The following is a 25,190-nucleotide window of genomic DNA, read 5'->3' as shown; positions in this document are numbered from 1 at the left end:
GGCCGCCCCGCACCGCACGCCGGGCCGGCCGCACCCGCGCCGGCCCGGCGGTCACGCCCCACCCAGGGCTCCCCCCACGCCCCCACGCACTGGTCCGCCGCCGCACCGGCGCCCCACCGCCCCGGCCCTCACCCCACCGCATCACTCCCGAGGAGCCCGTCATGACCCCCGTCCTGCGCACCGAACGCCTGGAGTTCCTCCCCTACCGGCCCGAGCACGAGGACGTCTTCGTCGAACTGCTGCGCGACGCGCAGGTGTGCCGCTGGATGGGCCAGGACCTCGTGCCCGAACCCCAGATCCGCGAGGTGTTCCGCGCCATCCTCACCGACGTCTACCCCCAGCGGCGGTTCGACGTCTGGGGCCTGTGGCTGGCGGGCCGCTACGTCGGCCACGCCGAGGTGAAACCGACCGGCAACGTCGAGGGCCACGAACTCGTCACCGCCCTCGCCCCCGGCCACTGGGGAAGGGGACTGGGCGGCGAGGCGGTCCGCGGCCTGCTCCGGCACGCCGCCGACAACCTCGGCCTCACCGAGGCGTACGGCATGGTCGGCGCCGAGAACACCGCCAGCCTCGCCATGTGCCGCCGCCTGGGCTTCCGCCACGTGCGCGATGTCGTCGGCGACGACGGCTCGGTGACGAAGCTGCTGGTCATCCCGACGGCGGCGGGAGGGGTGGGAGGTACGGGGGGCGCGGACGTCGTGGGCGTCGCGGGGCCCGTGGACGAGACGTGGGGTGCTGGTGGTGCCGGACACGGCTCGGGCGGCGTGGGAGGTGCCGGCGGGGCCGACGGTGCGTTCGGCGTTGGACAGAACCGCGGCGGCACGGGCGTCGTGAAACAGACGGACGGCACGGAGCGGACGCCCGCCGAGGCCACCGCGCAGATCCCGTCCCCGTCATCCGCCTCCTCCATCCCGTCCCCGTCCCCCTCACCGGCTGCCGAGGACGCGGCCGCGGTGGCGGGTGCCGGGGAGGCGGTGTGAGCCGGCCGCCGCTCGCGGGGGAGGAGACCGGGGCCGTGGACACCGCCGCCCCCGCACCGCCGGGACTGTGGCGCAACCGTGACTTCAACCTGCTGTGGACCGGCCAGTGCCTGTCCGACCTGGGCGGCGCCATGGCCGACCTGGCCCTGCCGCTGCTGGTGCTTCAGCAGACCGGTTCCCCGACACGGGCCGGGGTCGTCGGCACCGCCGGGCTCATCACCACCCTGGTGTGCCGGCTGCCGGCCGGTGTCCTCGCCGACCGGTTCGACCGGCGCCGCCTGATGATCGTCTGCGACCTGCTGAGGCTCGCCGTGTACGCGCTGCTCGGCTGGGCGGTCCTGAAGGGCGCCGCCGGCCTGCCGGTGATCCTCGTGGTCGTGATCGCCGGCGCCGCCGCCACCGCCGTCTTCAGCACCGCCGAGCACGCCTCGGTGCGCAGCCTGGTCCGCCCGGACCAACTGGCCTTTGCCGTCGCCCGCAACGAGGCGCGGACCTACGGCACCTCGCTGGCCGGACCGCCGCTGGGCGGCCTGCTGTTCGGGCTCGGCCGGTCCCTGCCCTTCCTGGGCAACGCGCTGAGCTTCCTGGTGTCCCTGGTGGCCGTCCGCTGCATCGGACGGCCCCTCCAGCAACCACGCGCGGAGCCGGCCGCACCCGTCGGCGCGTCCACCGCGGAGGGCCTTCGCTTCCTGCTGGGGCATCCGTTCCTGCGGGCGCTGCTGGTGATCGCGGCTCCGCTGAACATGGCCTTCACCGGCATGATCTTCGCGATGACCCTCGCGTTGCGCCGGGCCGGTGTCGCCCCGGTCACGGTGGGCCTCGCCGGCACGGTCTTCGCGCTCGGCGGTCTCCTCGGCGCCTTCGCCGCTCCGGCACTTCAGCGGCGGCTGCGGCTGCCCGTCCTGATCACGCTGCTGTGCTGGACGACCGCCGCGCTGATGGCGGTCAGCACGCTGCTCTCCGGCACCGTGCTGGCCGCCGTACCGCTGGCCGCCGCCGTCTTCCTCGGCCCCACCGCCAACGCCGCCCTCTTCGGCCACCAGGCCGCCGTCACCCCCGACCACTTGCAGGGCCGCGTGGTCAGCGGCGTCCTGCTCGCCGCCGGCTCGGCCGCCGCCCTGGCCCCCGCCCTGGCCGGCGCCCTGCTGTCCCGCTGGCCCCCGGCACCGGCCATGCTGGTCTTCCCTGCCCTGGTCCTCCTCGCCGCCCTGACGGCCACCTTCAGCAAGGGCATCCGCACGATGCCGACCTAGGTGTGTCGTCCCGGGACGTTGGTGACACGCGTCCATGTGCCCCGCTCCCGTTTCCTGATTCACTGGGGCCCCCGGCAGCAACACGGAAGGCCCAGCTCCGCCATGGTGTATCGGCGTACGGAACGTACGAAGCGGCACGCTCGCACGAAGGAGGAGGCCTTCGTCCGTGCCGCGCACGAACTGGTGGCGCGGGAGGGCTTCGCCGGGGCGAAGGTCGCCGCGGTGGCCGGGGCGTGCGGGGTGAGCGCGGGCTCGCTCTACTCGTACTTCGGCGGCAGGGACGAGCTGCTGGCCCACGTCTTCCGGCGCGCCGCCGGACGCGAACTGACCGCTGTACGCGAGGCGGTGGCCGCCGCTCCCGCTCAACCCGACGCCCGGCTCGAAGCGTTCGCGGACACGTTCATCCGGCGCGCCCTGCGCGGACGGCGGCTGGCGTGGTCCCTGCTGTTCGAACCCGTCTCCCCGGTGGTGGAGCGCGAGCGGCTGGTGTACCGGCGCGAGTACGCGCAGCTGTGCGAGGGCGTCATCCGGGACGGCATCGCGGCCGGCCTGTTCGCCCGGCAGAACGCGGCGGTCGCGGCCGGCGCCGTCATCGGTGCCATCTCCGAGGCGCTGGTCGGCAGACTCTCGCCGGAGGTCGCGCAGCAGCCGCAGGTGCCGGACGGGCAACTGGTCTTGGAAATCCGGGACTTCTGCCTGCGTGCCCTCGGCTGTGTACGGTCCTGACCGCCCCTCGTACTCCGGAACGTTCATTGCCAGGCCCGCCGTGCCCTCCGTACCATGAAGTGAACGAGGATTCAGAACTTGAACTGCGACGGGGGCCCCATGCGACACAGTGAACAAGTGGCGATGATCAAGCGTCTTCTCGCCCTGCGCGAAACGCGGCGCGACGAGAAGATGCTCGACGAGGTCGTCACCATCCCGGTCACCAAGTACACCGACGAAGCGCTCCTGGAGCGGGAGATCGCCTCGGCCTTCTCCCGCTACCCGCTGGTCGCGGGCCACTCCTCCGCGCTCGGCGAGCCCGGTGCCTACCTCACCAGCGACTGGGACCGGTTCCCCTACGTCGTCGTCAGGGGCGAGGACGGGCGGGTCCGCGCCTTCTACAACCAGTGCCGCCACCGCGGGGCCCGCCTCGCCGACCAGCCGTCCGGAACGGTGCAGAACTTCATCTGCCCCTTCCACGGCTGGGTCTACGGACTCGACGGCACCCTGAAGGGCATCACCCGCGCCCATGACTTCCCCGGCGTCAAGACCTGCGACTACGGCCTGGTCGAACTGCCCGCCGCGGAGTCCGGGGGCCTGATCTGGGTCGGCCGCACCCCCGGCGAGACGCTCGACATCCCCGCCTTCCTCGGCACGTTCCACGACGACCTGGTGAACTTCGACGTGGCCTCGCTCGTGCGGTACAAGAAGACCAAGGTGGTCAAGGAGGCCAACTGGAAGCTGCTGATCAAGACGTACCTGGAGGGCTACCACGTCCCCTACCTGCACCGGGACACCCTCGCCTTCGCCTTCAAGAAGGGCGTGATCGCGCACGACGAGGACGGCCCGCACATCCGCTTGTCGGCGGCGCGCACCAACATCGGCGAGACCGCCCTGAAACCCGAGGAGGAGTGGCGCATCCTGGACTACGCCTCGGTGTACTACACCCTCTTCCCCAACACCTTCTTCATCCTGCACCCCGACTACGTGTCCATCAACACCTTCTGGCCCCTGGCGCCGGACCGCACGATATGGACCCACGAAATGCTCTACCGCGACGGCGACTTCGCCGGTTCCGCCGGGCAGAGCGCGCTGGCCAAGCGCTTCGAGTTCACCAATGACACGGTCTTCGACCAGGAGGACTTCGCCATCGCCGAGGACGTGCAGCGCCATCTGCCGCACGGAGGCAGCGACCACCACGTCCTGGGACTGGCGGAGGGCCTGCTCGCGATGTTCCAGCAGACCATCGACGAGCGGCTCACCGACCCGGACGCGGCCACCCCCACCACCCCCCGAGCCACAGGACGGCACGCATGACCACGGACCTCACCGAATTCGCACAGGGCATCTTCAAGGCCCAGCCGTTCAGCATGTTCCTGGGCGCCGAACTCACCTCCGTGGGGCCCGGCTCGGCCGAGATCCGCGTCGTCAACCGGCCCGAGATCCAGCAGCAGCACGGCTTCGTCCACGGCGGGGTCCTCAGCTACCTGGCCGACAACGCACTGACCTTCGCCGGCGGACTCGCCCTCGGCGGCGACGCGCTCACCGCCGAGTACAAGATCAACTATGTGCGGCCGGCCGTGGGCGACATCGTGCTCGCCCGCGCCGAGGCGACCGCCACGACCCGGCGTCAGGCCGTGTGCCAGTGCTCGGTCTACGTCGTCTCGGAGCAGGGCGAGGAGCACCTGGTCGCCGTGGCGCAGGGCACGATCGTGCGCGCGGGCAAGCAGGAGGACTGAGCGGTACGGGGGCCGGCCGCCGCCCAGCGGTCGGCCCCTGACCGTTGGTCGGCCCCTGACCGTTGGTCGGCCCCAGGCGCGGGGCGCCTCAGGGGCCGGTGCGCACCTGCTCGCGCAGCACGTGCTTCTGCACCTTGCCGGAGGGCGTGCGCGGCAGCGCCGGGACCACCACCAGATCCCGCGGGATCTTGTACTTCGCTAGCCTGGTGGAGAGGAACCCGCGCAACTCCTCCAGCGTCACCGCCGCATCGGCCTCCACCACGGCGACGACGGTCTCGCCCCAGTCCGGATGCGGCCGCCCCACGACGGCCGCGTCCCGGATCGCCGGATGCCCCAGGATCGCCTCCTCCACCTCGGGGGAGTAGACGTTCTCCCCGCCGGTGACGACGACGTCCTTGACCCGGCCGACGATGAACAGGTAGCCGTCCTCGTCCACCCGCGCGAGATCCCCCGACCGGTACCAGTCGCCCGCGAAGGCGCGCTCCGTCGCCTCCGGATCGTCGAGATACCCCAGCATCCGGGTCCCCGACCGCAGCCACAGTTCCCCGATCTCGCCGGGCCCGGCGTCCACACCGTCGTCCCGGACCACGCGGATGTCCACGCCCGGCATGCCGCCCGCCCCGATCGACCCGGCCTTGGCGAGGTGCTCCCGCGGGCGGAGCACGGCACCGACCGGCCCCATCTCGCTCATGCCGTACACCTGGCAGAAGCGGCCCCGGCCGTACGCCGCCTCCAGCGTCCGTAGCGTCTCGGCGCCCAGCGGCGCCCCGCCGTAGGCCCACAGCCGCACGCCGGACAGACCGAAGCCGGACAGCTCGGCTCCCGTCGCGGGCAGCGCCTTCAGCGGGGCGAGATAGGCGATGGGGGCGCCGAAGAAGGCCGTCACCCGGTGCTTGCGCACGGCCTCCAGGAAGGCGAGCGGCTGGTACTCCTTCAGCAGCACGACGGTGCCGCCCAGGTGGATCATCGACAGGAACCAGTTGTTCAGGGGCGAGGCGTGCCAGATCGGCATGGCCAGCAGGAACCGGTCCTCGCGGCGCAGTCCCGCGGCGGCCGCGGTGTACGCGGGCACGGCGGACAGCCCGCGGTGCGAGTGCAGGCAGCCCTTGGGCGCGCCGGTCGTCCCGGAGGTGTACAGCACCTGTGCGACGGCCTCGGGCCCGACCTCCACCCCGTCCCATTCCGGCGCCCCCGCGACCAGCCTGTCGAACTCCCCGCCACCGGTGTCGTCGGTGGTCAGCGCATCGACCTCGGGGGCGCCCTCGCGCAGACGACCGGACAGTTCCTCCGCGACGACGGCCACCCGCAGCTTCGAGTGCCGTACCAGGTACGTCAGTTCGCGCGCGGTCAGCTTGTGGTTGACCGGCACCAGCGCCGCCCCGACCCGCCAGATCCCGAACGCCGCCACGGCGAAGGCGGGGGTGTTGTACGTCATCACGCCCACGCGGTCCCCCGGCCGCACCCCGCGCTCCCGCAGCACGGCGGCGGCCCGCTTCGACGCCGCGAGCAATTCGGCGTACGTCATCGACCCCAGATCGGACACGAGGGCCGGCTTCCCGCCGCAACCGCGCGCCGACGCCTCCAGCATCCACGTCAGGTTCACCGCAGGGACCTCCGCATCCTCGTGGGTGCCGCCGCACCGACCGTACCCGGCCACGCCAAGAATTGAATCATCGTTCAAAACCGGGGGGAAGCCGCAACTGCGCTGGTCTTGCTGCATGGTGCGGGCCGGGGTGGTCGGGCGTGGCGGTGTCAGCCGGCAGCGTTGTCCGATGACGTTCACGTCGTCGCGCCTGATCTGCCGGGGTTCGGTGGTACGCCGGGCCCGTTCGGCTTGCCGGCGGCGGTCGAGTCCATGGCGGAGATCGCCCGAGGACTGCGGCCGGTTCACCTGTGCGGCCACTCTATCGGGGCGATCGTGGCCGCGCGGGTCGCGGCCGAGAACCCGGACCTCGTCGCCCGGCTGATTCTGTCCGGGGGACCTGAGATCGCAGCCGGCACGACGTCACAGCGGCGGCTGCGGACCGAACGGCACCGCCCCGGCTGGCTGGTCCGCGCGCTCTCCGACCTGCCCGATCGCCACGGATGGATGCCCACCTGTGCGTGGTTTCGCACGCCGGTCATCTCCTGCCCCTGACGGTCCCGCACGCCTTCAACACCATCACCCGCGCATTCCTCGGTGCGGAGGACCGACAGGCATAGCCGGGGCGGTGCGAACCTTCCCGGCCGCATCATTGGCGCCCACAGGTCGGGGCACCCGCGCGCTGTTCTGCCGGCGGCGGAACACCAGCCGGACGGGGCTCGACGATCACTACAGTTCGGTCTCATGACGACGATTGCGACGCGCACGGTCGAGTACCCGGCCGACGGTCTGACGATGATCGGGCACCTCGCGCTCCCGGCCGGTGTCGACCGCCGGCCCGCGGTGCTGCTCGGACCGGAGGGCACGGGGCTCAGCGATGTCGAGCGCCGCCGGGCCGACGCGCTCGCCGAACTGGGATACGTAGTGCTGGCCTTCGACCTCCACGGCGGGCGCTATCTGGGCGACCCCGAGGAGATGCTGGCCCGCTGCCTGCCGCTGCTCGATGATCCCGACCGGATGCGGGACATCGGCCACGCGGCCCTCGACGTGTTGCGCGCCGAACCGCGGACCGACCCCCACCGGATCGCCGCCGTCGGCTACGGCACCGGGGGCGCCGTCGGGCTGGAACTCGGGCGCGCCGGCGTCGACCTGCGCGCGATCGGGACGGTCAACGGGCTGATCACGGGCCGGCCGGGCGAGGCGGCGCGCATCCGCTGCCCGGTGTGGGCCGGGGTCGGGTCGGAAGACCCGATCATGTCGCCCGCGCAACGGGACGCGTTCACCGCCGAGATGCAGGCCGCCGGTGTCGACTGGCGCCTCGTGGTCTACGGCGGAGCCCTGCACGCCTTCCACCACCCGACGGTCGACCACACCGTGCGCCCCGGCGTCGGCTACCACCCGCGGCACGCGCGGCGAGCCTGGCGCGACATCCTCGACCTGCTCGCCGAGTGCCTGCCCCTGACGGAGGACCTGGGACATGACCCCGGCGAGCACGCTGACGCCGGGCACTGACAGCCCCCTCTCTCTCAAGTCCGCACGGCGGAACCGCTGTCTTCAACCTCCATCACTCCACGCAAGCCACTTACACATCCCGCGCTATTCTTGCGCGCATGACGCGACGACTTGCGGAAGTGGCGAAGAAGGTCGGAGTCAGCGAGGCCACCGTCAGCCGGGTGCTCAACGGCCGGCCGGGAGTCTCCGACGCCACCCGGCAGGCGGTGTTGACGGCTCTCGACGTCCTCGGCTACGAGCGCCCCACCCAGCTGCGCGGTGAACGCGCCCGGCTCGTCGGCCTGGTCCTGCCCGAGCTTCAGAACCCCATCTTCCCGGCGTTCGCCGAAGTCATCGGCGGCGCGCTCGCCCAACTCGGGCTCACCCCGGTGCTGTGCACCCAGACCAAGGGCGGCGTCTCCGAGGCGGACTACGTCGAACTGCTGCTCCAGCAGCAGGTGTCCGGCGTCGTCTTCGCCGGCGGCCTCTACGCCCAGGCCGACGCCCCGCACGACCACTACCGGCTGCTCGCCGACCGCAACATCCCCGTCGTCCTGGTCAACGCGGCCATCGAACACCTCGGCTTCCCGGCCGTGTCCTGTGACGACGCGGTCGCCGTCCAGCAGGCCTGGCGGCACCTCGCCTCACTCGGCCACGAGCGCATCGGACTGGTCCTCGGCCCCGGCGACCACATGCCCTCCGCCCGCAAACTGGCCGCCGCGCACGCCCTGACCGGGGGCCTGCCGGAGGAGCGCGTCGCGCGGGCCATCTTCTCCATCGAGGGCGGCCACGCCGCCGCCTCCCGGCTGATCGACCGGGGCGTCACCGGCATCATCTGCGCCAGTGACCCCCTCGCCCTCGGCGCGATCCGGGCCGCCCGCCGCAAGGGCCACGACGTACCGGGCCGCATCTCCGTCGTCGGCTACGACGACTCGGCGTTCATGAACTGCACCGAACCCCCGCTCACCACCGTCCGCCAGCCCATCGAGGCCATGGGCCGCGCGGCCGTGGAGCTGCTGAACGCGCAGATCGGCGGCACCGCCGTACCCGTCGAGGAGCTTCTGTTCGAGCCCGAACTGGTGGTGCGCGGATCGACCGGAGGGGCACCGCACGACTGAGGCCCGCCGCGTCCCGGTGCGCTGTCAAATAATTACAGAATTCGCGCGACATCTTGCGGACCCTTGTCGGCGGTGCTTGAGTGTGCCGCGCCCGCAGCTCCCGCCATGAGTGCCACCGAGGGGTCCAACGAATGACAAGCACCGGGTTCCGCCGCACCTTCGTCGCGATCGGCGTCTGCTCCTCCCTCGCCCTCGCCGCCACCGCCTGCGGTTCGGGCGGCGACGGCGCGGCGAACGGCAGGACACGCATCACCGTCAACTGCGAACCACCGAAGAGTTCCAGAACCGACCGGAAGTTCTTCGACGCGGACGTCGCCTCCTTCGAGAAGCAGAACCCGGACATCGACGTCGTCACCCACGACGCCTTCCCCTGCGAGGACCCCAAGACCTTCGACGCCAAGCTCGCCGGCGGCCAGATGGAAGACGTGTTCTACACGTACTTCACCGACGCCCGGCACGTCGTGGGCATCAACCAGGCCGCCGACCTCACGCCGTACCTCAAGGAGATGAAGAGTTACGGCACCCTCCAGAAGCAGCTGCGGGACATCTACACGGTGAACGGCAAGGTCTACGGCATACCGCGCACCGGATACAGCATGGGCCTGATCTACAACCGCGCCCTGTTCCGCAAGGCCGGCCTCGACCCCGACCAGCCCCCCACCACCTGGGCGGAGGTCCGCGCCGACGCCAGGAAGATCGCCGCCCTCGGCAACGGCACCGTCGGGTACGCCGACTACAGCGCCCAGAACCAGGGCGGCTGGCACTTCACCGCCGAGCTGTACTCCCAGGGCGGCGACGTCGTCAGCGCCGACGGCAAGAAGGCCACCGTCGACACCCCCGAGGGCCGCGCCGTCCTGCAGAACCTGCACGACATGCGCTGGAACGACGACTCCATGGGCAGCAAGCAGCTCCTCGTCATCAACGACGTGCAGCAGATGTTGGGCGCCGGCAAGCTCGGCATGTACCTCGCCGCCCCCGACAACATCCCGATCCTCGTAAAGGAGAAGGGCGCCAGCTACGACGACATCGCCATCGGCCCCATGCCCGGCGGCCAGGCCACCCTGATCGGCGGCGACGGCTACATGTTCAGCAAGCACGACTCGCCCGCCCAGATCCGCGCCGGCCTCAAGTGGCTGGAGTACACGTACCTCACCCCCGGCAAGGGCTTCCTCGGCGACTACGCCCGCGCCAAGCGCAACAACGCCCCCGTCGGCCTGCCCGAACCGCGCCTGTTCACCGGGGCCGCCGACGCCGAGGACCAGAAGATCAAGAGGGCCAACGCCAACGTCCCGGTGGAGAACTACCAGAGCTTCCTCGACGGCAACGCCAAACTCCGGATGAAGATCGAGCCGCCGGACGCGCAGCAGATCTACTCCGTCCTCGACGCCGCCGTCTCCGCCGTCCTCACCCAGAAGGACGCCGACATCGACGGGCTCCTCAAGGACGCCTCCAGCAAGATCGACAGCATCCTGGCCCGGAGCTGACCGCCATGACCAAGACGGCCGAGCGGCGGCCGGCGGCGGCCCCCGCCCCCACGGCCCCGGCGCCGGCCCCGGCAGGGGACCGGGGCCGGCGCCGCCTGACCGACCAGCTCCGCGCCTACGCCTTCCTCCTCGGCGGCCTGCTCTGCTTCGTCCTGTTCTCCTGGTACCCGGCGATCCGCGCCGTCGTGATCGCCTTCCAGAAGTACACCCCCGGCTCCCCGCCCCAGTGGGTCGGCACCGCCAACTTCACCCGCGTCTGGCACGACCCGGAATTCGCCGCCGCCTGGCGCAACACCTTCACCTTCACCCTGCTCGCCCTGCTCATCGGCTTCGCCGTGCCCTTCCTGCTCGCCCTCGTCCTCAACGAACTGCGGCACGCCAAAGCCTTCTTCAGGGTCGTGGTCTACTTGCCGGTGATGATCCCGCCGGTGGTCAGCGCCCTGCTGTGGAAGTGGTTCTACGACCCCGGAGCCGGCCTCGCCAACGAGGCGCTGCGCTTCCTCCACCTGCCCACCTCCAACTGGTCCAACGGCACCCACACCGCGCTCGTCTCCCTGGTGATCGTGGCGACCTGGGCCAACCTCGGCGGCACCGTCCTCATCTACCTGGCCGCCCTCCAGTCCATCCCCGGCGAGCTGTACGAGGCCGCCGAACTCGACGGCGCGAGCCTCCTCCAGCGCATCCGGCACATCACGATCCCGGGGACCCGCTTCGTGATCCTGATGCTGATGCTCCTTCAGATCATTGCCACCATGCAGGTGTTCACCGAACCGTTCGTCATCACCGGCGGCGGACCGGAGAGCGCCACCGTCACCGTCCTCTACCTCATCTACAAATACGCCTTCCTCTACAACGACTTCGGCGGCGCCTGCGCCCTCAGCGTCCTGCTCCTGCTGCTGCTCGGCGCCTTCTCCGCCCTCTACCTGCGGCTCACCCGCGAGGAGGGGGACACCGCATGACCGCCACCCGCACCCTGATCTCCCCGGCCACCCTCGCCCGCCCCCGCGGCCGGGCGATCTACTGGACGGTGTTCACCGCCGTCGTCGTCCTCTTCGCGCTCGCCTTCCTCTTCCCGGTCTACTGGATGGTCACCGGCGCGATGAAGTCCCCCGACGAGGTGGCACGGACCCCGCCGACCCTCGTGCCCGAGCACTGGCACACCGGCGCCTACACCGACGCCTGGGACCTGATGCAACTCCCGCAGCACCTGTGGAACACCGTCGTCCAGGCGGCCGGCGCCTGGGCCTTCCAGCTGGTGTTCTGCACGGCCGCCGCCTACGCCCTGTCCCAACTGCGGCCCGCCTTCGGCAAGGTGATCCTCGGCGGCATCCTCGCCACCCTCATGGTGCCGGCCCAGGCACTCGTCGTACCCAAGTACCTCACCGTCGCCGACCTGCCGCTGCTGCACACCAGCCTGCTCAACGACCCCCTCGCCATCTGGCTCCCGGCCGTCGCCAACGCCTTCAACCTCTATCTGCTCAAGCGGTTCTTCGACCAGCTGCCCCGCGATGTGCTGGAGGCCGCCGAGGTCGACGGCGCGGGCAGGCTGCGCACCCTGTGGTCCGTCGTCCTGCCCATGTCCCGGCCGGTCCTCGGTGTCGTGTCCATCTTCGCGCTGGTCGCCGTCTGGCAGGACTTCCTGTGGCCGCTGATGGTCTTCTCCGACACCGACAAGCAGCCGATCAGCGTGGCCCTGGTCCAGCTGTCGCAGAACATCCAGCTCACCGTGCTGCTCGCCGCGATGGTGATCGCCGGCATCCCGATGGTGGCGCTGTTCCTCGTCTTCCAGCGGCACATCATCGCCGGGATCAGCGCGGGCAGCACCAAGGGCTGACGCCGACCGCACCCGAGCCGACCGCCCGTCTACAGAAAGGCACAGCCCCGTGGGACAGCCCACCCCTGCCTTCAGCGACCACGAGTGGTGGCGCTCCGCCGTCATCTACCAGGTCTACGTCCGCAGCTTCGCCGACGGCGACGGCGACGGCACCGGCGACCTCGCGGGCGTCCGCTCCCGGCTGCCCTACCTGGCCGAACTCGGCGTGGACGCGCTGTGGTTCAACCCCTGGTACCGGTCACCGATGAAGGACGGCGGTTACGACGTCGCCGACTACCGCGCCATCGACCCGGCGTTCGGCACCCTTGCCGAGGCGGAGAAGCTCATCGCCGAGGCCCGCTCACTCGGCATCCGCACCATCATCGACATCGTCCCCAACCACGTCTCCGACCGGCACCCGTGGTTCCGGGCCGCCCTCGCCGCCGGCCCCGGGGGCCCCGAGCGGGACCTGTTCCACTTCCGGCCCGGCCGCGGCGCACACGGTGAACTCCCGCCCAACGACTGGCCGTCCCAGTTCGCCGGCACCACCGAACCGGTGTGGACCCGGCTGCCCGACGGCGACTGGTACCTGCACCTGTTCACCCCCGAACAGCCCGACCTCAACTGGGCCCACCCGGCCGTCCGCCGGGAACACGAGGACGTCCTGCGCTTCTGGTTCGACCGGGGCGTCGCCGGTGTCCGCATCGACTCCGCGGCCCTGCTCGCCAAGGACCCGGACCTCCCGGACCTCGCGACGCGCCCGCAGCCGCACCCGTTCGTCGACCGCGACGAACTCCACGACATCTACCGCTCCTGGCGCGCCGTCGCCGACGCCTACGGCGGGGTCTTCGTCGGCGAGGTCTGGCTCCCCGACGCCGAACGCTTCGCCCGCTATCTGCGCCCCGACGAACTCCACACCGCCTTCAACTTCGCCTTCCTGTCCTGCCCCTGGCACCCCGGACGGCTGCGCACCGCCATCGACACCACCCTCGCCGAACACGCCCCGGTCGGCGCCCCCGCCACCTGGGTGCTGTGCAACCACGACGTCACCCGCACGGTCACCCGCTACGGCCGCGCGGACACCGCGTTCGACTTCGCCACCAAGGCCTTCGGCACCCCGACCGATCTGGCCCTCGGCACCCGCAGGGCGCGGGCGGCCGCCCTGCTCTCCCTCGCGCTGCCCGGCTCGGTGTACCTCTACCAGGGGGAGGAACTGGGGCTGCCGGAGGCCGAGATCCCGCCCGACCGCATCCAGGACCCGATGTACCACCGCTCGGGCGGCACCGACCCCGGCCGCGACGGCTGCCGGGTGCCGCTGCCGTGGGCCGCGGACCTGCCGTACGCGGGCTTCGGTTCACGGGGCGAACCGTGGCTGCCGCAGCCGCCCGACTGGCCGTCGTACGCCGCCGACCGCCAGGAGTACGACCCCGGCTCCATGCTCACCCTCTACCGCAAGGCCATCGCCCTGCGCCCCCGCTTCGGCACCGGTCCCCTCAACTGGCTGCCCACCCCCGACGACGTCCTCGCCTTCTCCCGCCCGAGCGACGCGGGCGGCCCTAACGATCCGAGCGGCGCGAGCCGGGTGATCTGCGTGGTGAACTTCTCGGCCACCCCCGCCGACCTCCCCGCGCACTCCGAACTCCTGCTCAGCAGCGGCCCCCTGGACGAGGCGGGCCGGCTGCCGCAGGACACCGCGGCCTGGCTGCGCGCCTGAGCCGCGGCGCACCGCTGTCCCGCGCACCCCCACCAGGAAGGGAACAGCTCATGCACACCAGCACCGTCCGATATGCCAGGCGCATGCCGGCGATCGGGGCCGTCGTCGCCCTCGCCGCCGGCATGCTCGTCACGCTGGCCCCCGCCGCGCACGCGGCCACGACCGCGGGGGCCACCCTGCCGTTCACCTCGGTCGAGGCCGAGTCGGCCGCCACCACCGGCACGAAGATCGGCCCGGACTACACCCAGGGCACCCTCGCCTCGGAGGCGTCCGGCCGGCAGGCCGTCCAGCTGACCTCGGGCCAGCGGGTGGAGTTCACCGTGCCGCGCGCGGCCAACGCGGTGAACGTCTCCTACAGCGTCCCGGACGGCCAGTCCGGCTCGCTCGACGTGTACGTCAACGGCACCAAGCTGGCCAAGACCCTCCCGGTGACGTCCAAGTACTCCTACGTCGACACCGGCTGGATCACCGGCAGCAAGACGCACCACTTCTTCGATGACTCCCGGCTGCTGCTCGGGCAGAACCTCCAGGCCGGCGACAAGGTCGCGTTCGTGGCGACCAACACCCAAGTCACCGTGGACGTAGCCGACTTCGAGCAGGTCGCCGGGGCCGCCACCCAGCCGTCCGGATCGGTGTCCGTCGTCTCCAAGGGCGCCGACCCCAGCGGCAACGGCGACTCCACCCAGGCCTTCCGGGACGCCATCGCCGCCGCCCAGGGCGGCACGGTGTGGATACCGCCGGGCGACTACAAGATCACCTCCTCCCTCAGCGGCGTACAGAACGTCACCCTGCAAGGCGCGGGCAGCTGGTACTCCGTCGTGCACACCTCCCGGTTCATCGACCAGTCCAGCTCCGCCGGGAACGTCCACATCAAGGACTTCGCGGTGATCGGCGAGGTCACCGAACGCGTCGACTCCAGCCCGGACAACTTCGTCAACGGCTCCCTCGGACCGAATTCGTCCGTCTCCGGCATGTGGATCCAGCACCTCAAGTGCGGCCTGTGGCTGACCGGCACCGACGACAACCTGGTCGTGGAGAACAACCGCATCCTCGACACCACCGCCGACGGCATCAACCTCAACGGCACCGCCAAGGGCGTCCGGGTCAGCAACAACTTCCTGCGCAACCAGGGCGACGACTCCCTCGCCATGTGGTCGCTGTACTCCCCGGACACCGACTCCAGCTTCGAGAACAACACCATCTCCCAGCCCAACCTCGCCAACGGCATCGCGATCTACGGCGGCACCGACATCACCGTGCGCGGCAACCTGGTCTCCGACACCAACGCCCTCGGCAGCGGCATCGCCATCTCCAACCAGAAGTTCATGGACCCGTTCTCACCGCTGGCCGGCACCATCACGGTCGACGGCAACACGCTGGTGCGCACCGGCGCGCTCAACCCCAACTGGAACCACCCGATGGGCGCGCTGCGCGTCGACTCGTACGACAGCGCCATCAACGCCACCGTGAACATCACCAACACCACGATCACCGACAGCCCGTACAGCGCCTTCGAGTTCGTCTCCGGCGGCGGGCAGGGCTACCCGGTGCGCAACGTCAACGTGACCGGCGCGACGGTGCGGAACACCGGCACGGTCGTGGTCCAGGCGGAGGCGCAGGGAGCGGCCACGTTCAAGAACGTCACCGCCACCGGTGTCGGCGCGGCCGGGGTGTACAACTGCCCCTACCCGGCGAACTCCGGCTCCTTCGCCCTCACCGACGGCGGCGGCAACTCAGGCTGGTCCAGCACCTGGTCGGACTGCTCCAGCTGGCCCCAGCCCGGCCAGGGCAACCCGGCGCCCGACCCCAACCGCAACCTCGCCAAGGGCCGCCCGGCCACCGCGACCGGCTCCCAGGACGTCTACACGCCCGGCAAGGCGGTCGACGGCGACGCCAACTCGTACTGGGAGTCCACCAACAACGCCTTCCCGCAGTCCCTGACGGTCGACCTCGGCTCGTCGTACGCGGTACGCCGGCTGGTCCTGAAGCTCCCGCCGTCCTCGGCGTGGGGCGCCCGCACCCAGACCGTCACCGTGCTCGGCAGCACCGACGGCTCGTCCTACTCCACCGTGGCCGGCGCCCAGGGCTACCGCTTCGACCCGGCCACCGGCAACACCGCCACGGTGTCCCTGCCGGCCGGCACGAACCTGCGCTACCTGCGCCTGTCCGTCAGCGCCAACACGGGCTGGCCGGCCGGCCAGTTCAGCGAGGTGGAGGCCTATCTCACCTCCTGACCGCGTCCACCACAGGCGCCGGCGCCCGCGGGGGAGTCCCCGGAGCGCCGGCGCCGTACGAGCCCTCTGGCCCACCTGCGGAACGCGCCTTCGGCGGCCGGAGGGTGACCCGCGTCGCATCGGGGCGGGCGGGCTTGCTATGCAACGAGTTGCATAGCAGGATCGACGGCATGGCGCTCGAACACGCGATCCTCGTGTCGCTCCTGGAGAAGCCGGGCTCCGGCTACGAGCTGGCCCGGCGTTTCGAGCGTTCCATCGGCTACTTCTGGACCGCGACCCACCAGCAGATCTACCGCGTGCTCAAGCGCATGGAGAACGACGGCTGGGTCGAGGCGCGGGACGTCCCGCAGCAGGGCCGGCCGGACAAGAAGGAGTTCCGCGTCGCCGACCTCGGCCGTGCCGCGCTCTCCTCCTGGCTGCACGACCCGATCGAGCCGGAGAGCGTCCGCCACGACCTGGCCGTCAAGATCCGGGGCGCCGCCTTCGACGACCCGGCCGCCCTGATCCGCGAGGTACGGCGGCACCGCCAGGCCCACCGGGACCGGCTGGCGCACTATCTCGCGGGCGAGGCGCGCGACTTCCCGGCACCCGAGCCCGGCCCGGCCGGGCCGCAGGCACCGCCCGACGCGGAGCGCGAGCTCCAGCACGCCGTACTGCGCGGCGGCATCGCGTACGAGCGGATGATGATCGGCTGGCTGGACGACGTGCTCGCCACGCTGGCCCGATTCGGTCCGTCCAGCTGACCTCCGGCCGGCCCCGGCCCCTGTCCGACCGGTCCCGCCCGTCCAGCCCTCAGGCCACCCGATTCCCACCCGCCCCCCAGCCGAAAGGCGCCCTCACCCATGGCTGACCAGCTGCTGTTCAACCCGCACACCTACGACCCCGCGCACTTCGACCCCGAGACGCGCCGCCTGCTGCGCGCCACCGTCGACTGGTTCGAGGAGCGCGGGAAGCGGCGGCTGATCGAGGACTACCGCAGCCGCGCCTGGCTCGGCGACTTCCTCGCCTTCGCGGCGAAGGAGAACCTGTTCGCCACTTTCCTCACCCCGTCCTGCGCCGCGGGCGCGGACGAGCCGGACAAGCGGTGGGACACCGCCCGCATCGCGGCGCTCAACGAGATCCTCGGCTTCTACGGCCTGGACTACTGGTACGCCTGGCAGGTCACCATCCTCGGCCTCGGCCCGGTCTGGCAGAGCGACAACGCCGCCGCCCGTGCCCGCGCCGCCGAACTCCTCGACCAGGGCGAGGTGTTCGCGTTCGGACTCTCCGAGAAGGCCCACGGCGCCGACATCTACTCCACCGACATGCTGCTCGAACCCGACGGCGACGGCGGCTTCCGGGCCACCGGCTCCAAGTACTACATCGGCAACGGCAACACCGCCGGACTCGTCTCCGTCTTCGGCCGCCGCACCGACGTCGAAGGCCCCGACGGCTACGTGTTCTTCGCCGCCGACAGCCGCCACCCCGCCTACCACCTGGTCAAGAACGTCGTCGACTCCTCGAAGTTCGTCAGCGAGTTCCGCCTGGAGGACTACCCGGTCGCGGCCGAGGACGTCCTGCACACGGGCCGCGCCGCCTTCGACGCCGCCCTGAACACCGTCAACGTCGGCAAGTTCAACCTGTGCACCGCCTCGATCGGCATCTGCGAGCACGCGATGTACGAGGCCGTCACCCACGCCCACAACCGCGTCCTATACGGCCGCCCCGTCACCGCGTTCCCGCACGTACGGCGCGAGTTGACCGACGCGTACGTCCGCCTCGTCGGCATGAAGGCGTTCAGCGACCGCGCGGTCGACTACTTCCGCTGCGCGGGTCCCGACGACCGCCGCTACCTCCTCTTCAACCCGATGACGAAGATGAAGGTGACCACGGAGGGCGAGAAGGTCATCGACCTGATGTGGGACGTCATCGCCGCCAAGGGCTTCGAGAAGGACAACTACTTCGCCCAGGCGGCCGTGGAGATCCGGAGCCTGCCCAAGCTGGAGGGCACCGTCCACGTCAACCTGGCGCTGATCCTGAAGTTCCTGCGCAACCACCTCCTCGACCCCGCCGAGTACCCCGCCGTGCCGACCCGCCACGACGCCGCGGACGACGACTTCCTGTTCCGGCAGGGACCGGCCCGCGGCCTCGGCGCGGTCCGCTTCCACGACTGGCGCCCCGCCTTCGACGCGTACGCGCACCTGCCCAACGTGAGCCGTCTGCGCGAACAGGCCGACGCCCTCTGCGCGTTCGTCGCCACCGCCGCTCCCGACGCCGAGCAGAGCCGTGACCTCGACCTCGTCCTCGCGGTCGGACACCTCTTCGCCCTCGTGGTGCACGGTCAGCTCGTCCTGGAGCAGGCCGCCCTGACCGGGCTCGACACGGACGTGCTCGACGAACTCTTCGCCGTCCTCGTCCGGGACTTCTCCGCACAGGCCGTCGAACTGCACGGCAAGGACTCGGCGACCGAGGCGCAGCGTGAGTGGGCCCTCGCCGCGATCCGCCGGCCGGTCCCGGACCAGGCCCGCACCGACCGGGTCTGGCAGCGGGTCGAGGCGCTGTCCGGGTCGTACGAGATGGCCCCGTAGGCCCTCCGCCGACGCGGGGGGCTCCGCATGCGACCGGCGTGAGCCTGGCACCGCCACCGTCGCGGCACCGGGCTCGCGGCCCGACTCCAGGAAGCGGCAGGGAACTCAGGGCCGCCGCAGCCGCAGCGTCATCAGCTCGAACGGGCGCAGGCGCACCGCGATCCGGTCACCGTCCCGCCGCGGTGGCGCCGCGTCGGCCAGCGGCCGCTCCAGCAGGTCGGTCACCGTGGCCCCGGCGACCTCGAACCCGGCGGTCAGCGTGGCCCGGACCCGGCCGCCGTGCGCCTCGTGGAAGCGCACCACCACATCGCCGCTGCCGTCGTCGGCCAGCTTGACCGCGGTCACGACCACCGCGTCCGTGTCCACCGACACCAGCGGCGCGACCGCACCGGCGCCGGTCGTGCGCCGCTCGGGCACGTTGATCCGCCAGCCCTCGCGCACCGCGTCGGCGATCTCCGCGCCCGGCACCAGCGCGTGCCGGAAGCGGTGCACGCCCTGGTCCGTCTCCGGGTCGGGGAAGCGGGGGGCGCGCAGCAGCGAGACCCGGACCGTGGTGGTGGTGCCGCGGTCGCCGTCGGCGCGGACGGTCCGGGTCACATCGTGGCCGTATGTCGAGTCGTTGACGACCGCCACACCCCAGCCCGGCTCCGCCAGGTGGACGAAGCGGTGGTTGCACGCCTCGAACCTGGCGGCCTCCCACGAGGTGTTGGTGTGGGTGGGCCGGTGGACATGCCCGAACTGGGTCTCGGACGCGTACCGTTCGGCGTGCACGTCCAGGGGGAAGGCGAGCTTGAGGAACTTCTCCGTCTCGTGCCAGTCGACCTCCGTGTCCAGCAGCAGCCGCCGTTCACCCGCCGCCAGTGAGAGCACCTGGGTCACGCGGGAGGACCCGAAGGACCGGACGATCCGCACCGACGCGCCGTCCTCGCCGGGCGTGACCGACTCCGTGCCGGTGAGGTCGGTGACGGTGTTGCGGTAGAACTCGTCCACGTCCCAGGCGTCCCACATGTTCGGGAAGTCCGGGTGCAGTTGGAGGAGGTTCGCGGCCGCGCCGGGTGCGATCGTCTCCCGGTCGGCCTCGATGTCGTACGCCGAGACGACGAGGCCCCGGTCGTCGATCCCGACGCGCAGCAGGCCGTTGTCCAGGACGTGCCCGCCGCCCTCGCGGGGCATCAGCCGGGTGCGGCCTTCGGTGACGGAGGTGACGGGGGTGGCGGCGGCACCGGCCGGGACGCCGGCGCGGGCGTGCGGGGCCGCGTTGAAGACCAGCGGCGTGCCGCCCTCGCCCGCCAGCGCGCGCTGCGCGGCCTCGACGATCCCGTTCAGCTCCTCGGCGACCCGCGCGTAGGTCGCCCGTGCCTCGCGGTGCACCCAGGCGATGGACGAGCCGGGCAGGATGTCGTGGAACTGGTGCAGCAGCACCGTCTTCCAGATCCGGTCCAACTCCTCGTACGGGTAGCGGAACCCGGTCCGCAAGGCCGCCGTCGCCGCCCACAACTCGGCCTCGCGCAACAGGTGTTCGCTGCGCCGGTTGCCCTGCTTGGTCCCCGCCTGGCTGGTGAGGGTGGCGCGGTGCAACTCCAGGTACAACTCGCCGACCCAGACCGGGGGTTCCGGGTACTCGGCCTCGGCCTTGTCGAAGAAGGCCCGCGGGGTCTCCCACACCACCCGCGCCGAGCCCTCCAGATCACGCAGCCGGGCGGCCTTGGCGACCATCTCGCGGGTGGTGCCGCCGCCTCCGTCGCCCCAGCCGGTCGGGGCGAGCGACTGCCGGGCGACGCCCTTGTCCTTGAAGTTGCGGGCCGCGTGCGCGATCTCGCTGCCCTTCATGGAGCAGTTGTAGGTGTCGACGGGCGGGAAGTGCGTGAAGACGCGGGTGCCGTCGATGCCCTCCCACAGGAAGGTGTGGTGCGGGAACGTGTTCGTCCGCGACCAGGAGATCTTCTGCGTCAGCAGCCGGGAGGAGCCCGCCGCCTTGATGATCTGCGGCAGCCCGGCGGCGAAGCCGAAGGTGTCCGGCAGCCACGCCTCGTCGTTCTCGATGCCGAACTCGTCGAGGAAGAACCGCTTTCCGTGCACGAACTGCCGGGCCATCGCCTCCGAGCCGGGCATGTTGGTGTCCGACTCCACCCACATTCCGCCGGCCGGCACGAACCGCCCCTCCGCCACCGCCTTCTTCACCCGCGCCCACACCTCGGGCCGGTGCTCCTTCACCCACGCCCACTGCTGCGCCTGCGACATGGCGAACACGAACTCCGGTTCGTCCTCCAGCAGGGCGGTCATGTTGGAGGTGGTCCGGGCCACCTTGCGCACGGTCTCGCGCAGCGGCCACAGCCAGGCGGAGTCGATGTGCGCGTGCCCGACGGCGCTGATCCGGTGCGCGGAGGGCACGGCCGGCTCGGAGAGCACACCGCTGAGCTGCGCGCGGGCGCGGCCGGCGGTGCCGCCCACGTCCTGGAGGTCCACGGCGTCCAGCGCCCGGTCCACGGCGCGCAGGATCTCGTACCGGCGCGGGGAGTCCACCGGCAGCTCGGCCATCAGCTCGCCGAGCACCTCCAGGTCGATCACCAGCTGCCACACGGTGGTGTCGAACACCGCGAGTTCCATGCGGGCCAGGGTGTACTGCGGCTCGTCGCCCGCGGTCTCCCGGTCGCCGAGCCGGGTCGGCTGGAAGGGGTGGTAGTCGAGGATGACCGGGTTGGAGGCGGCCTCGATGTGCAGCCGCACCTCCTCGCCGCCCGCGACGGGCGCGCCGATCCGCACCCATTGGTTGCGCGGGTTCAGGCCCTTCACCGGGGTGCCGTCGGGCCGGTAGACCAGGCCCTCGCACTGGAATCCGGGCATGTTCTCGTCGAACCCGAGGTCGAGCAGCGCCTCCACGGTCCGCCCGGCCCACTCCTGCGGCACGGTGCCGGTCACCCGGAACCAGCTGGTGCCCCACGGAGCGCCCCACCGGGTGCCCACCAGGATCGGCTCCGGCTCGGCGGCCAGTCCCTCGGCGACCGGCACCGGCTCACCGGGCGCGTGCCACACGGCGACCTGGAGGGGGACGGACTCGGGGTGCACGGCGGGGCGGATGCGCTCGTCCAGGACACGCTTGAGGCGCGCCTCGATCAGACTGCGGTCGTCATGCATGCGGGAAGCTCCGTAGGTCGTACGTCAGCGGGTGGATCGGCGGGCGGTCACCAGGGATGGGTGACGATCGACGGTGCGGACGAGGTGTACAACTCCCCAACCGCCCTGACCTCGAACCGTCCGGCGCGCTCGCCCGGTGCGGGCGTCTGGCCGCCGGCGAAGTACGCGCGCTGGCCGGTCGCGCCCAGGAAGCGGCGGGTGCCGTCGGGCAGCACGCGGTGCAGGGTGTAGTGGCGTACCGTGCCGGGCGCCGGGTGGTGCCAGGCGAGCCGCAGATCGCCGCCGGAGGCGGCGGTGACACGCGGGCCGGTGGGGGCGGCCGGGGTGCCGGTGCCGGCGTGGACGGCGAGACCGCCGAGCCGCCAGCGCACCGGACCGCCGCCGGTGGCGGTCAGCCGGACGCCGAGCGCGTGCACGGTCCCGGACAGCCCGGTGAGCCGGACGGCCGAGGTGCGCCAGCCGCCGCCGGCCGCGTCCGGCACGGGCAGGAAGGTGTACGGCGGCGCCGCCCCGGCCCTGTCCGGCTCGGCGGTCGCCACGCCCAGTTCGACGCGGACGGCCCCGGCGTCCGTGCGGTGGGTCAGTTCGACCACGGTGCCGGGGGAGAGCGGCAGCCGGGTCGCGTACAGGTCCAGTACGGCGGGATCGTCGAGCGCGCCGTCCACGAGGACGCTGCTGCCGCCCCGCCAGGCGTCCGCGAAGTCGAAGCCGACGGCGGGCCGTTGGCCGTCGCCGCGCACCACCCAGCGCCGGGAGGGCAGCCGGTCCTGGAGACCGAGGTGGGTCCAGGGCGTGTCGGAGACGATCTCGCCGTCCTCGTACCAGCGCAGACCGTGCCCGGTGTTGAAGACGCTCGCGAACGGCAGCGCGGTGACGGTCGAGCGGTCGGCGACGGACACGGCGGGGGCCCGCCAGCCGTCGGCGGGGTCGGGTCGGGACGGGTCGAGGGAGCGGCCGGTCCAGAACCGGTCGTCGGCGGTGTGGAAGTCCTCCGGGGTGTGACCGGCGGGCAGGTGGCCGTGGGTCCACTCGGGCCGGTACAGCCCGAGTGAGGCGACATGCGGGCGGTCGGCGGGCACGATCGCGTCCCAGTCCACCGGGGTTTCCCAGCCGTCCGACTCGACATCGACACCGGCCCACAACTCGTGGCGGTCACGGCCCAGTTGGCTGGCCTTCTCTCCGGAGGCGGCGAGCGAGGACGCGGTCCAGCGGAAGTCGAGGAACATGTCGTCGGCAGCCTGGAAGAGGGCCTGGTTCTGCCCGTTCAGCGCGCCCTGCCAGCTCACCGAGCCGTTCACGGTCATCGCGTCGTACCAGGTGATCCGCTGCCCGGCGGCCGAGGCGAGCCGCTTCAGCTCCGTGACGAAGCCGAGCATGGCGGTGCCGAGGACGCTGTCGCCGCCGCCCGTCTCGGCGTTGACGAACCAGCCGTCGAAGCCGTACGCCGACGCCACCGCGACGAGCTGTGCGGCGAGCGGGTAGTGGCCGGACGCGTCCCGCTGCACCAGGTCGCGGGTCCACCGGAGCTGTCCGCCAAAGGCGGCGGGCGGCAGGAAGACGGTGCCGAGGACGGGCACGCCGTGCCGGTGCGCCGCGTCCACGACCGGGGCGTTCGGGGCGAGGATCAGGCCCTCCCCGGACGAGCCGCCCCAGAACACCAGCTCGTCCAGGTACGCCCAGTGGGTGAGGGCGTAGGAGTCGGCGGTGGCCGAGCCCTGGGCGGGGTGGGAGGATGTGGGTCCGAAGGAGACCAGGGCCTGGACGCGGGCCTGCCCGGCGCGGGCGGTGGAGTTCGCGGGGGCCGGCGTGAAACGGGCCGCGAGCGGGACGGAGGCGGCGTTGAAGGGCAGATCGGTGTCGGTGGCGGCCCGCCAGGTCTTCAGGCTGCGCCAGGTGACGCCGGGGCCGGGGCTGCCCGAGGGCAGGGAGTCCGGGTACCAGTAGGAGGCGTACGGCTGGAGCGCGGCCGTCGGCTTCGGGACCGCGCCGGCGGCACCCGCGGGCAGGAACGCGGCGGCGGCGCCGGCGAGCAGGACGGCGCGTCGGGTGGGGTTCACGGACGGGTGCCTCCTCGGGAAGTGCGGAGTACCTGATCGGGCGTGACGACTTCGGTGACGGCGCGGGCGGCCAGGTGGTCCGGGTCGGCCGCGAGGGTGTCGAGGACGGTGGTGGGGCGGGCGCCGTCGGCGGTGAGCTGGAAGAAAGCTTCGAAGACGTCGCCGCCGGGCGCGCAGCGGGACCGGGCGGCCGGGCCGGCGGGGACGGTGAGGGCGGTGGTGCGCGGGGCCGGCGCGTAGCTGTGGTGGCGGGCGGCGCGGGACAGCGCGCGGGCGAGGTCCTTGGGGCGCCGGTCGTTGGTCAGCAGGCCGAGGTCGTATTCGAGTTCGGGGAAGTCGGCGAGGTCGCGGGAGACGTCGTGGGAGCACCACCAGGTGATGCCCCACAGATCGGGGCAGTCCAGCGCGTTCGCGACGGTGGCCTCGGCGAAGGCGGCGGCGTGCCCGGCCGGGATGAGCGGGGCCGGGGCGCCGACCTCCTGGAGCCAGACCGGGCGGTGCGGGTCCCCGGCCCAGGCCTTGCTCAGCTCGATCAGGTACGCGGCGTGGTGCTCGGTGGCCACCGAGGTGCGGCCGTGGCGCTGGGCGGTGCCGTTGAAGACCCAGGAGTGCACGGCGGTGACCGCGCCGCGCCGGGCCGCCTGGGCCGGGGTGAAGGGCATGTCGTCCTGGTACCAGGTGGCGTCGTACCCGGCGTGCAGGTGCAGCTTGCCGGGGGCGCCCTGCTCGCAGGCGGCGAGCATCCGCTCCAGCCAGGCGTCGATCTGGCCGGTGGTGGCCCGGTCGGGGTCGGGGTGGGGGCCGGCGGAGAACTGGTTGACCTCGTTGCCGAGGGTCATGCCGAGAAAGCCCGGCCGGCCCGCGAGGGCGGCGGCGAGGGTGCGCAGGTAGGCGGCCTGGCCGTCGAGCACCTCGGGGTCGGTGAAGAGGTTGCGCCGGTGCCAGGTGCGGGTCCACGCGGGCAGGAAGTCGAAGCTGGACAGGTGCCCTTGGAGACCGTCCACGCTCACGTCGAGCCCGCGTTCGGCGGCGGCGTCGACCAGTTGCACCAGCTGCTCCACGGCGCGGGGGCGGATCAGCGCCCGGTCGGGCTGGAAGTAGGGCCACAGCGGGAAGACCCGGATGTGGTCCAGGCCGAGCGCGTGGACGGAGTCCAGGTCGGCGCGTACGGCGTCGAGGTCGAAGTCGAGCCAGTGGTGGAACCACCCCTGGCTCGGGGTGTAGTTGACGCCGAAGCGCACGGCGGAAGGCATACGGGGGTCCTCGCGGAAGTCGGATACGGGACGGGGCCGGGGACCGGCTGGGCCGGCCTCGCCGG

The 25,190-nt window shown here is 72.0% G+C and carries 19 protein-coding genes; 15 read left to right on the top strand and 4 right to left on the bottom strand.

The annotated features are described in order from the left end of the window. Window positions 1–161 precede the first annotated feature (161 nt). The 5 genes from ACE4Q9_RS01445 to ACE4Q9_RS01425 all read left to right on the top strand — a co-directional run bounded on the left by ACE4Q9_RS01445 (window position 162) and on the right by ACE4Q9_RS01425 (window position 4,677). A complete protein-coding gene (locus ACE4Q9_RS01445) occupies window positions 162–980 on the top strand; it encodes a GNAT family N-acetyltransferase (protein WP_397982347.1) in 819 nt (272 codons plus the stop codon). Beyond that, window positions 977–2,233, top strand: a complete 1,257-nt coding sequence (locus ACE4Q9_RS01440; protein ID WP_397982346.1) for an MFS transporter — start codon at window positions 977–979, stop codon at window positions 2,231–2,233. The genes ACE4Q9_RS01445 and ACE4Q9_RS01440 overlap by 4 nt, the downstream gene beginning before the upstream one ends. A 102-nt stretch (window positions 2,234–2,335) precedes the next feature. Next, window positions 2,336–2,959: a TetR/AcrR family transcriptional regulator gene (locus ACE4Q9_RS01435; protein WP_397982345.1), complete on the top strand. Its 624-nt coding sequence runs from the start codon at window positions 2,336–2,338 to the stop codon at window positions 2,957–2,959. Window positions 2,960–3,082: 123 nt separating this feature from the next. Beyond that, window positions 3,083–4,255 (top strand): aromatic ring-hydroxylating dioxygenase subunit alpha, encoded by a 1,173-nt coding sequence (locus tag ACE4Q9_RS01430; protein WP_397982344.1) that lies wholly within the window; start codon window positions 3,083–3,085, stop codon window positions 4,253–4,255. Further along, on the top strand, window positions 4,252–4,677 hold the full coding sequence (locus ACE4Q9_RS01425) for a PaaI family thioesterase (RefSeq protein ID WP_397982343.1): 426 nt from the start codon (window positions 4,252–4,254) through the stop codon (window positions 4,675–4,677). Before ACE4Q9_RS01430 ends, ACE4Q9_RS01425 begins: the two co-directional genes overlap by 4 nt. Before the next feature lie 88 nt (window positions 4,678–4,765). On the opposite strand, the gene ACE4Q9_RS01420 is transcribed toward ACE4Q9_RS01425, so the two are convergent. Further along, window positions 4,766–6,280, bottom strand: coding sequence for a class I adenylate-forming enzyme family protein (locus tag ACE4Q9_RS01420; protein WP_397982342.1), 1,515 nt, complete (start codon window positions 6,278–6,280; stop codon window positions 4,766–4,768). Window positions 6,281–6,346: 66 nt separating this feature from the next. Between ACE4Q9_RS01420 and ACE4Q9_RS01415 the strand changes: the two genes are divergently transcribed. From ACE4Q9_RS01415 to ACE4Q9_RS01370, 10 genes are all read left to right on the top strand, one after another. Continuing rightward, a complete protein-coding gene (locus ACE4Q9_RS01415; protein WP_397987083.1) occupies window positions 6,347–6,814 on the top strand; it encodes an alpha/beta fold hydrolase in 468 nt (155 codons plus the stop codon). A gap of 189 nt (window positions 6,815–7,003) precedes the next feature. Then, window positions 7,004–7,771, top strand: coding sequence for a dienelactone hydrolase family protein (locus ACE4Q9_RS01410; protein ID WP_397982341.1), 768 nt, complete (start codon window positions 7,004–7,006; stop codon window positions 7,769–7,771). 98 nt (window positions 7,772–7,869) lie between these two features. Continuing rightward, window positions 7,870–8,868: a LacI family DNA-binding transcriptional regulator gene (locus ACE4Q9_RS01405; RefSeq protein ID WP_397982340.1), complete on the top strand. Its 999-nt coding sequence runs from the start codon at window positions 7,870–7,872 to the stop codon at window positions 8,866–8,868. Between the two features lie 131 nt (window positions 8,869–8,999). Beyond that, complete coding sequence (locus ACE4Q9_RS01400) at window positions 9,000–10,352, top strand: ABC transporter substrate-binding protein (RefSeq protein WP_397982339.1); 1,353 nt, start codon at window positions 9,000–9,002, stop codon at window positions 10,350–10,352. 5 nt (window positions 10,353–10,357) lie between these two features. Then, window positions 10,358–11,311: a carbohydrate ABC transporter permease gene (locus ACE4Q9_RS01395; RefSeq protein WP_397982338.1), complete on the top strand. Its 954-nt coding sequence runs from the start codon at window positions 10,358–10,360 to the stop codon at window positions 11,309–11,311. Beyond that, on the top strand, window positions 11,308–12,186 hold the full coding sequence (locus ACE4Q9_RS01390) for a carbohydrate ABC transporter permease (RefSeq protein WP_397982337.1): 879 nt from the start codon (window positions 11,308–11,310) through the stop codon (window positions 12,184–12,186). Before ACE4Q9_RS01395 ends, ACE4Q9_RS01390 begins: the two co-directional genes overlap by 4 nt. 49 nt (window positions 12,187–12,235) lie before the next feature. Beyond that, on the top strand, window positions 12,236–13,879 hold the full coding sequence (locus tag ACE4Q9_RS01385; RefSeq protein ID WP_397982336.1) for a glycoside hydrolase family 13 protein: 1,644 nt from the start codon (window positions 12,236–12,238) through the stop codon (window positions 13,877–13,879). Between the two features lie 50 nt (window positions 13,880–13,929). Then, the gene (locus tag ACE4Q9_RS01380) at window positions 13,930–16,113 is read left to right on the top strand and encodes a discoidin domain-containing protein (protein ID WP_397982335.1); all 2,184 of its coding nucleotides are present in this window, start codon (window positions 13,930–13,932) and stop codon (window positions 16,111–16,113) included. A 170-nt stretch (window positions 16,114–16,283) separates the two neighbouring features. After that, window positions 16,284–16,856, top strand: coding sequence for a PadR family transcriptional regulator (locus ACE4Q9_RS01375; RefSeq protein WP_397982334.1), 573 nt, complete (start codon window positions 16,284–16,286; stop codon window positions 16,854–16,856). 99 nt (window positions 16,857–16,955) lie between these two features. Then, on the top strand, window positions 16,956–18,680 hold the full coding sequence (locus ACE4Q9_RS01370) for an acyl-CoA dehydrogenase family protein (RefSeq protein WP_397982333.1): 1,725 nt from the start codon (window positions 16,956–16,958) through the stop codon (window positions 18,678–18,680). 105 nt (window positions 18,681–18,785) lie between these two features. Here the strand turns inward: ACE4Q9_RS01370 and ACE4Q9_RS01365 are convergent, their stop codons facing one another. From ACE4Q9_RS01365 to ACE4Q9_RS01355, 3 genes are read right to left on the bottom strand one after another with little or no spacing between them, the layout of a single operon-like run. Next, the gene (locus tag ACE4Q9_RS01365; protein ID WP_397982332.1) at window positions 18,786–21,815 is read right to left on the bottom strand and encodes an alpha-mannosidase; all 3,030 of its coding nucleotides are present in this window, start codon (window positions 21,813–21,815) and stop codon (window positions 18,786–18,788) included. A gap of 47 nt (window positions 21,816–21,862) precedes the next feature. Continuing rightward, window positions 21,863–23,872: an endo-beta-N-acetylglucosaminidase gene (locus tag ACE4Q9_RS01360; RefSeq protein ID WP_397982331.1), complete on the bottom strand. Its 2,010-nt coding sequence runs from the start codon at window positions 23,870–23,872 to the stop codon at window positions 21,863–21,865. Continuing rightward, window positions 23,869–25,125 (bottom strand): glycosyl hydrolase, encoded by a 1,257-nt coding sequence (locus tag ACE4Q9_RS01355; protein WP_397982330.1) that lies wholly within the window; start codon window positions 25,123–25,125, stop codon window positions 23,869–23,871. Before ACE4Q9_RS01355 ends, ACE4Q9_RS01360 begins: the two co-directional genes overlap by 4 nt. Window positions 25,126–25,190 lie beyond the last annotated feature (65 nt).

The sequence above is a fragment of the Streptomyces sp. AM6-12 genome, assembly GCF_044327085.1.
Classification (GTDB): Bacteria; Actinomycetota; Actinomycetes; order Streptomycetales; family Streptomycetaceae; genus Streptomyces.
Note: the sequence above shows the minus strand (reverse complement) of the source record. Positions and strands in the feature narration are given on the sequence as shown.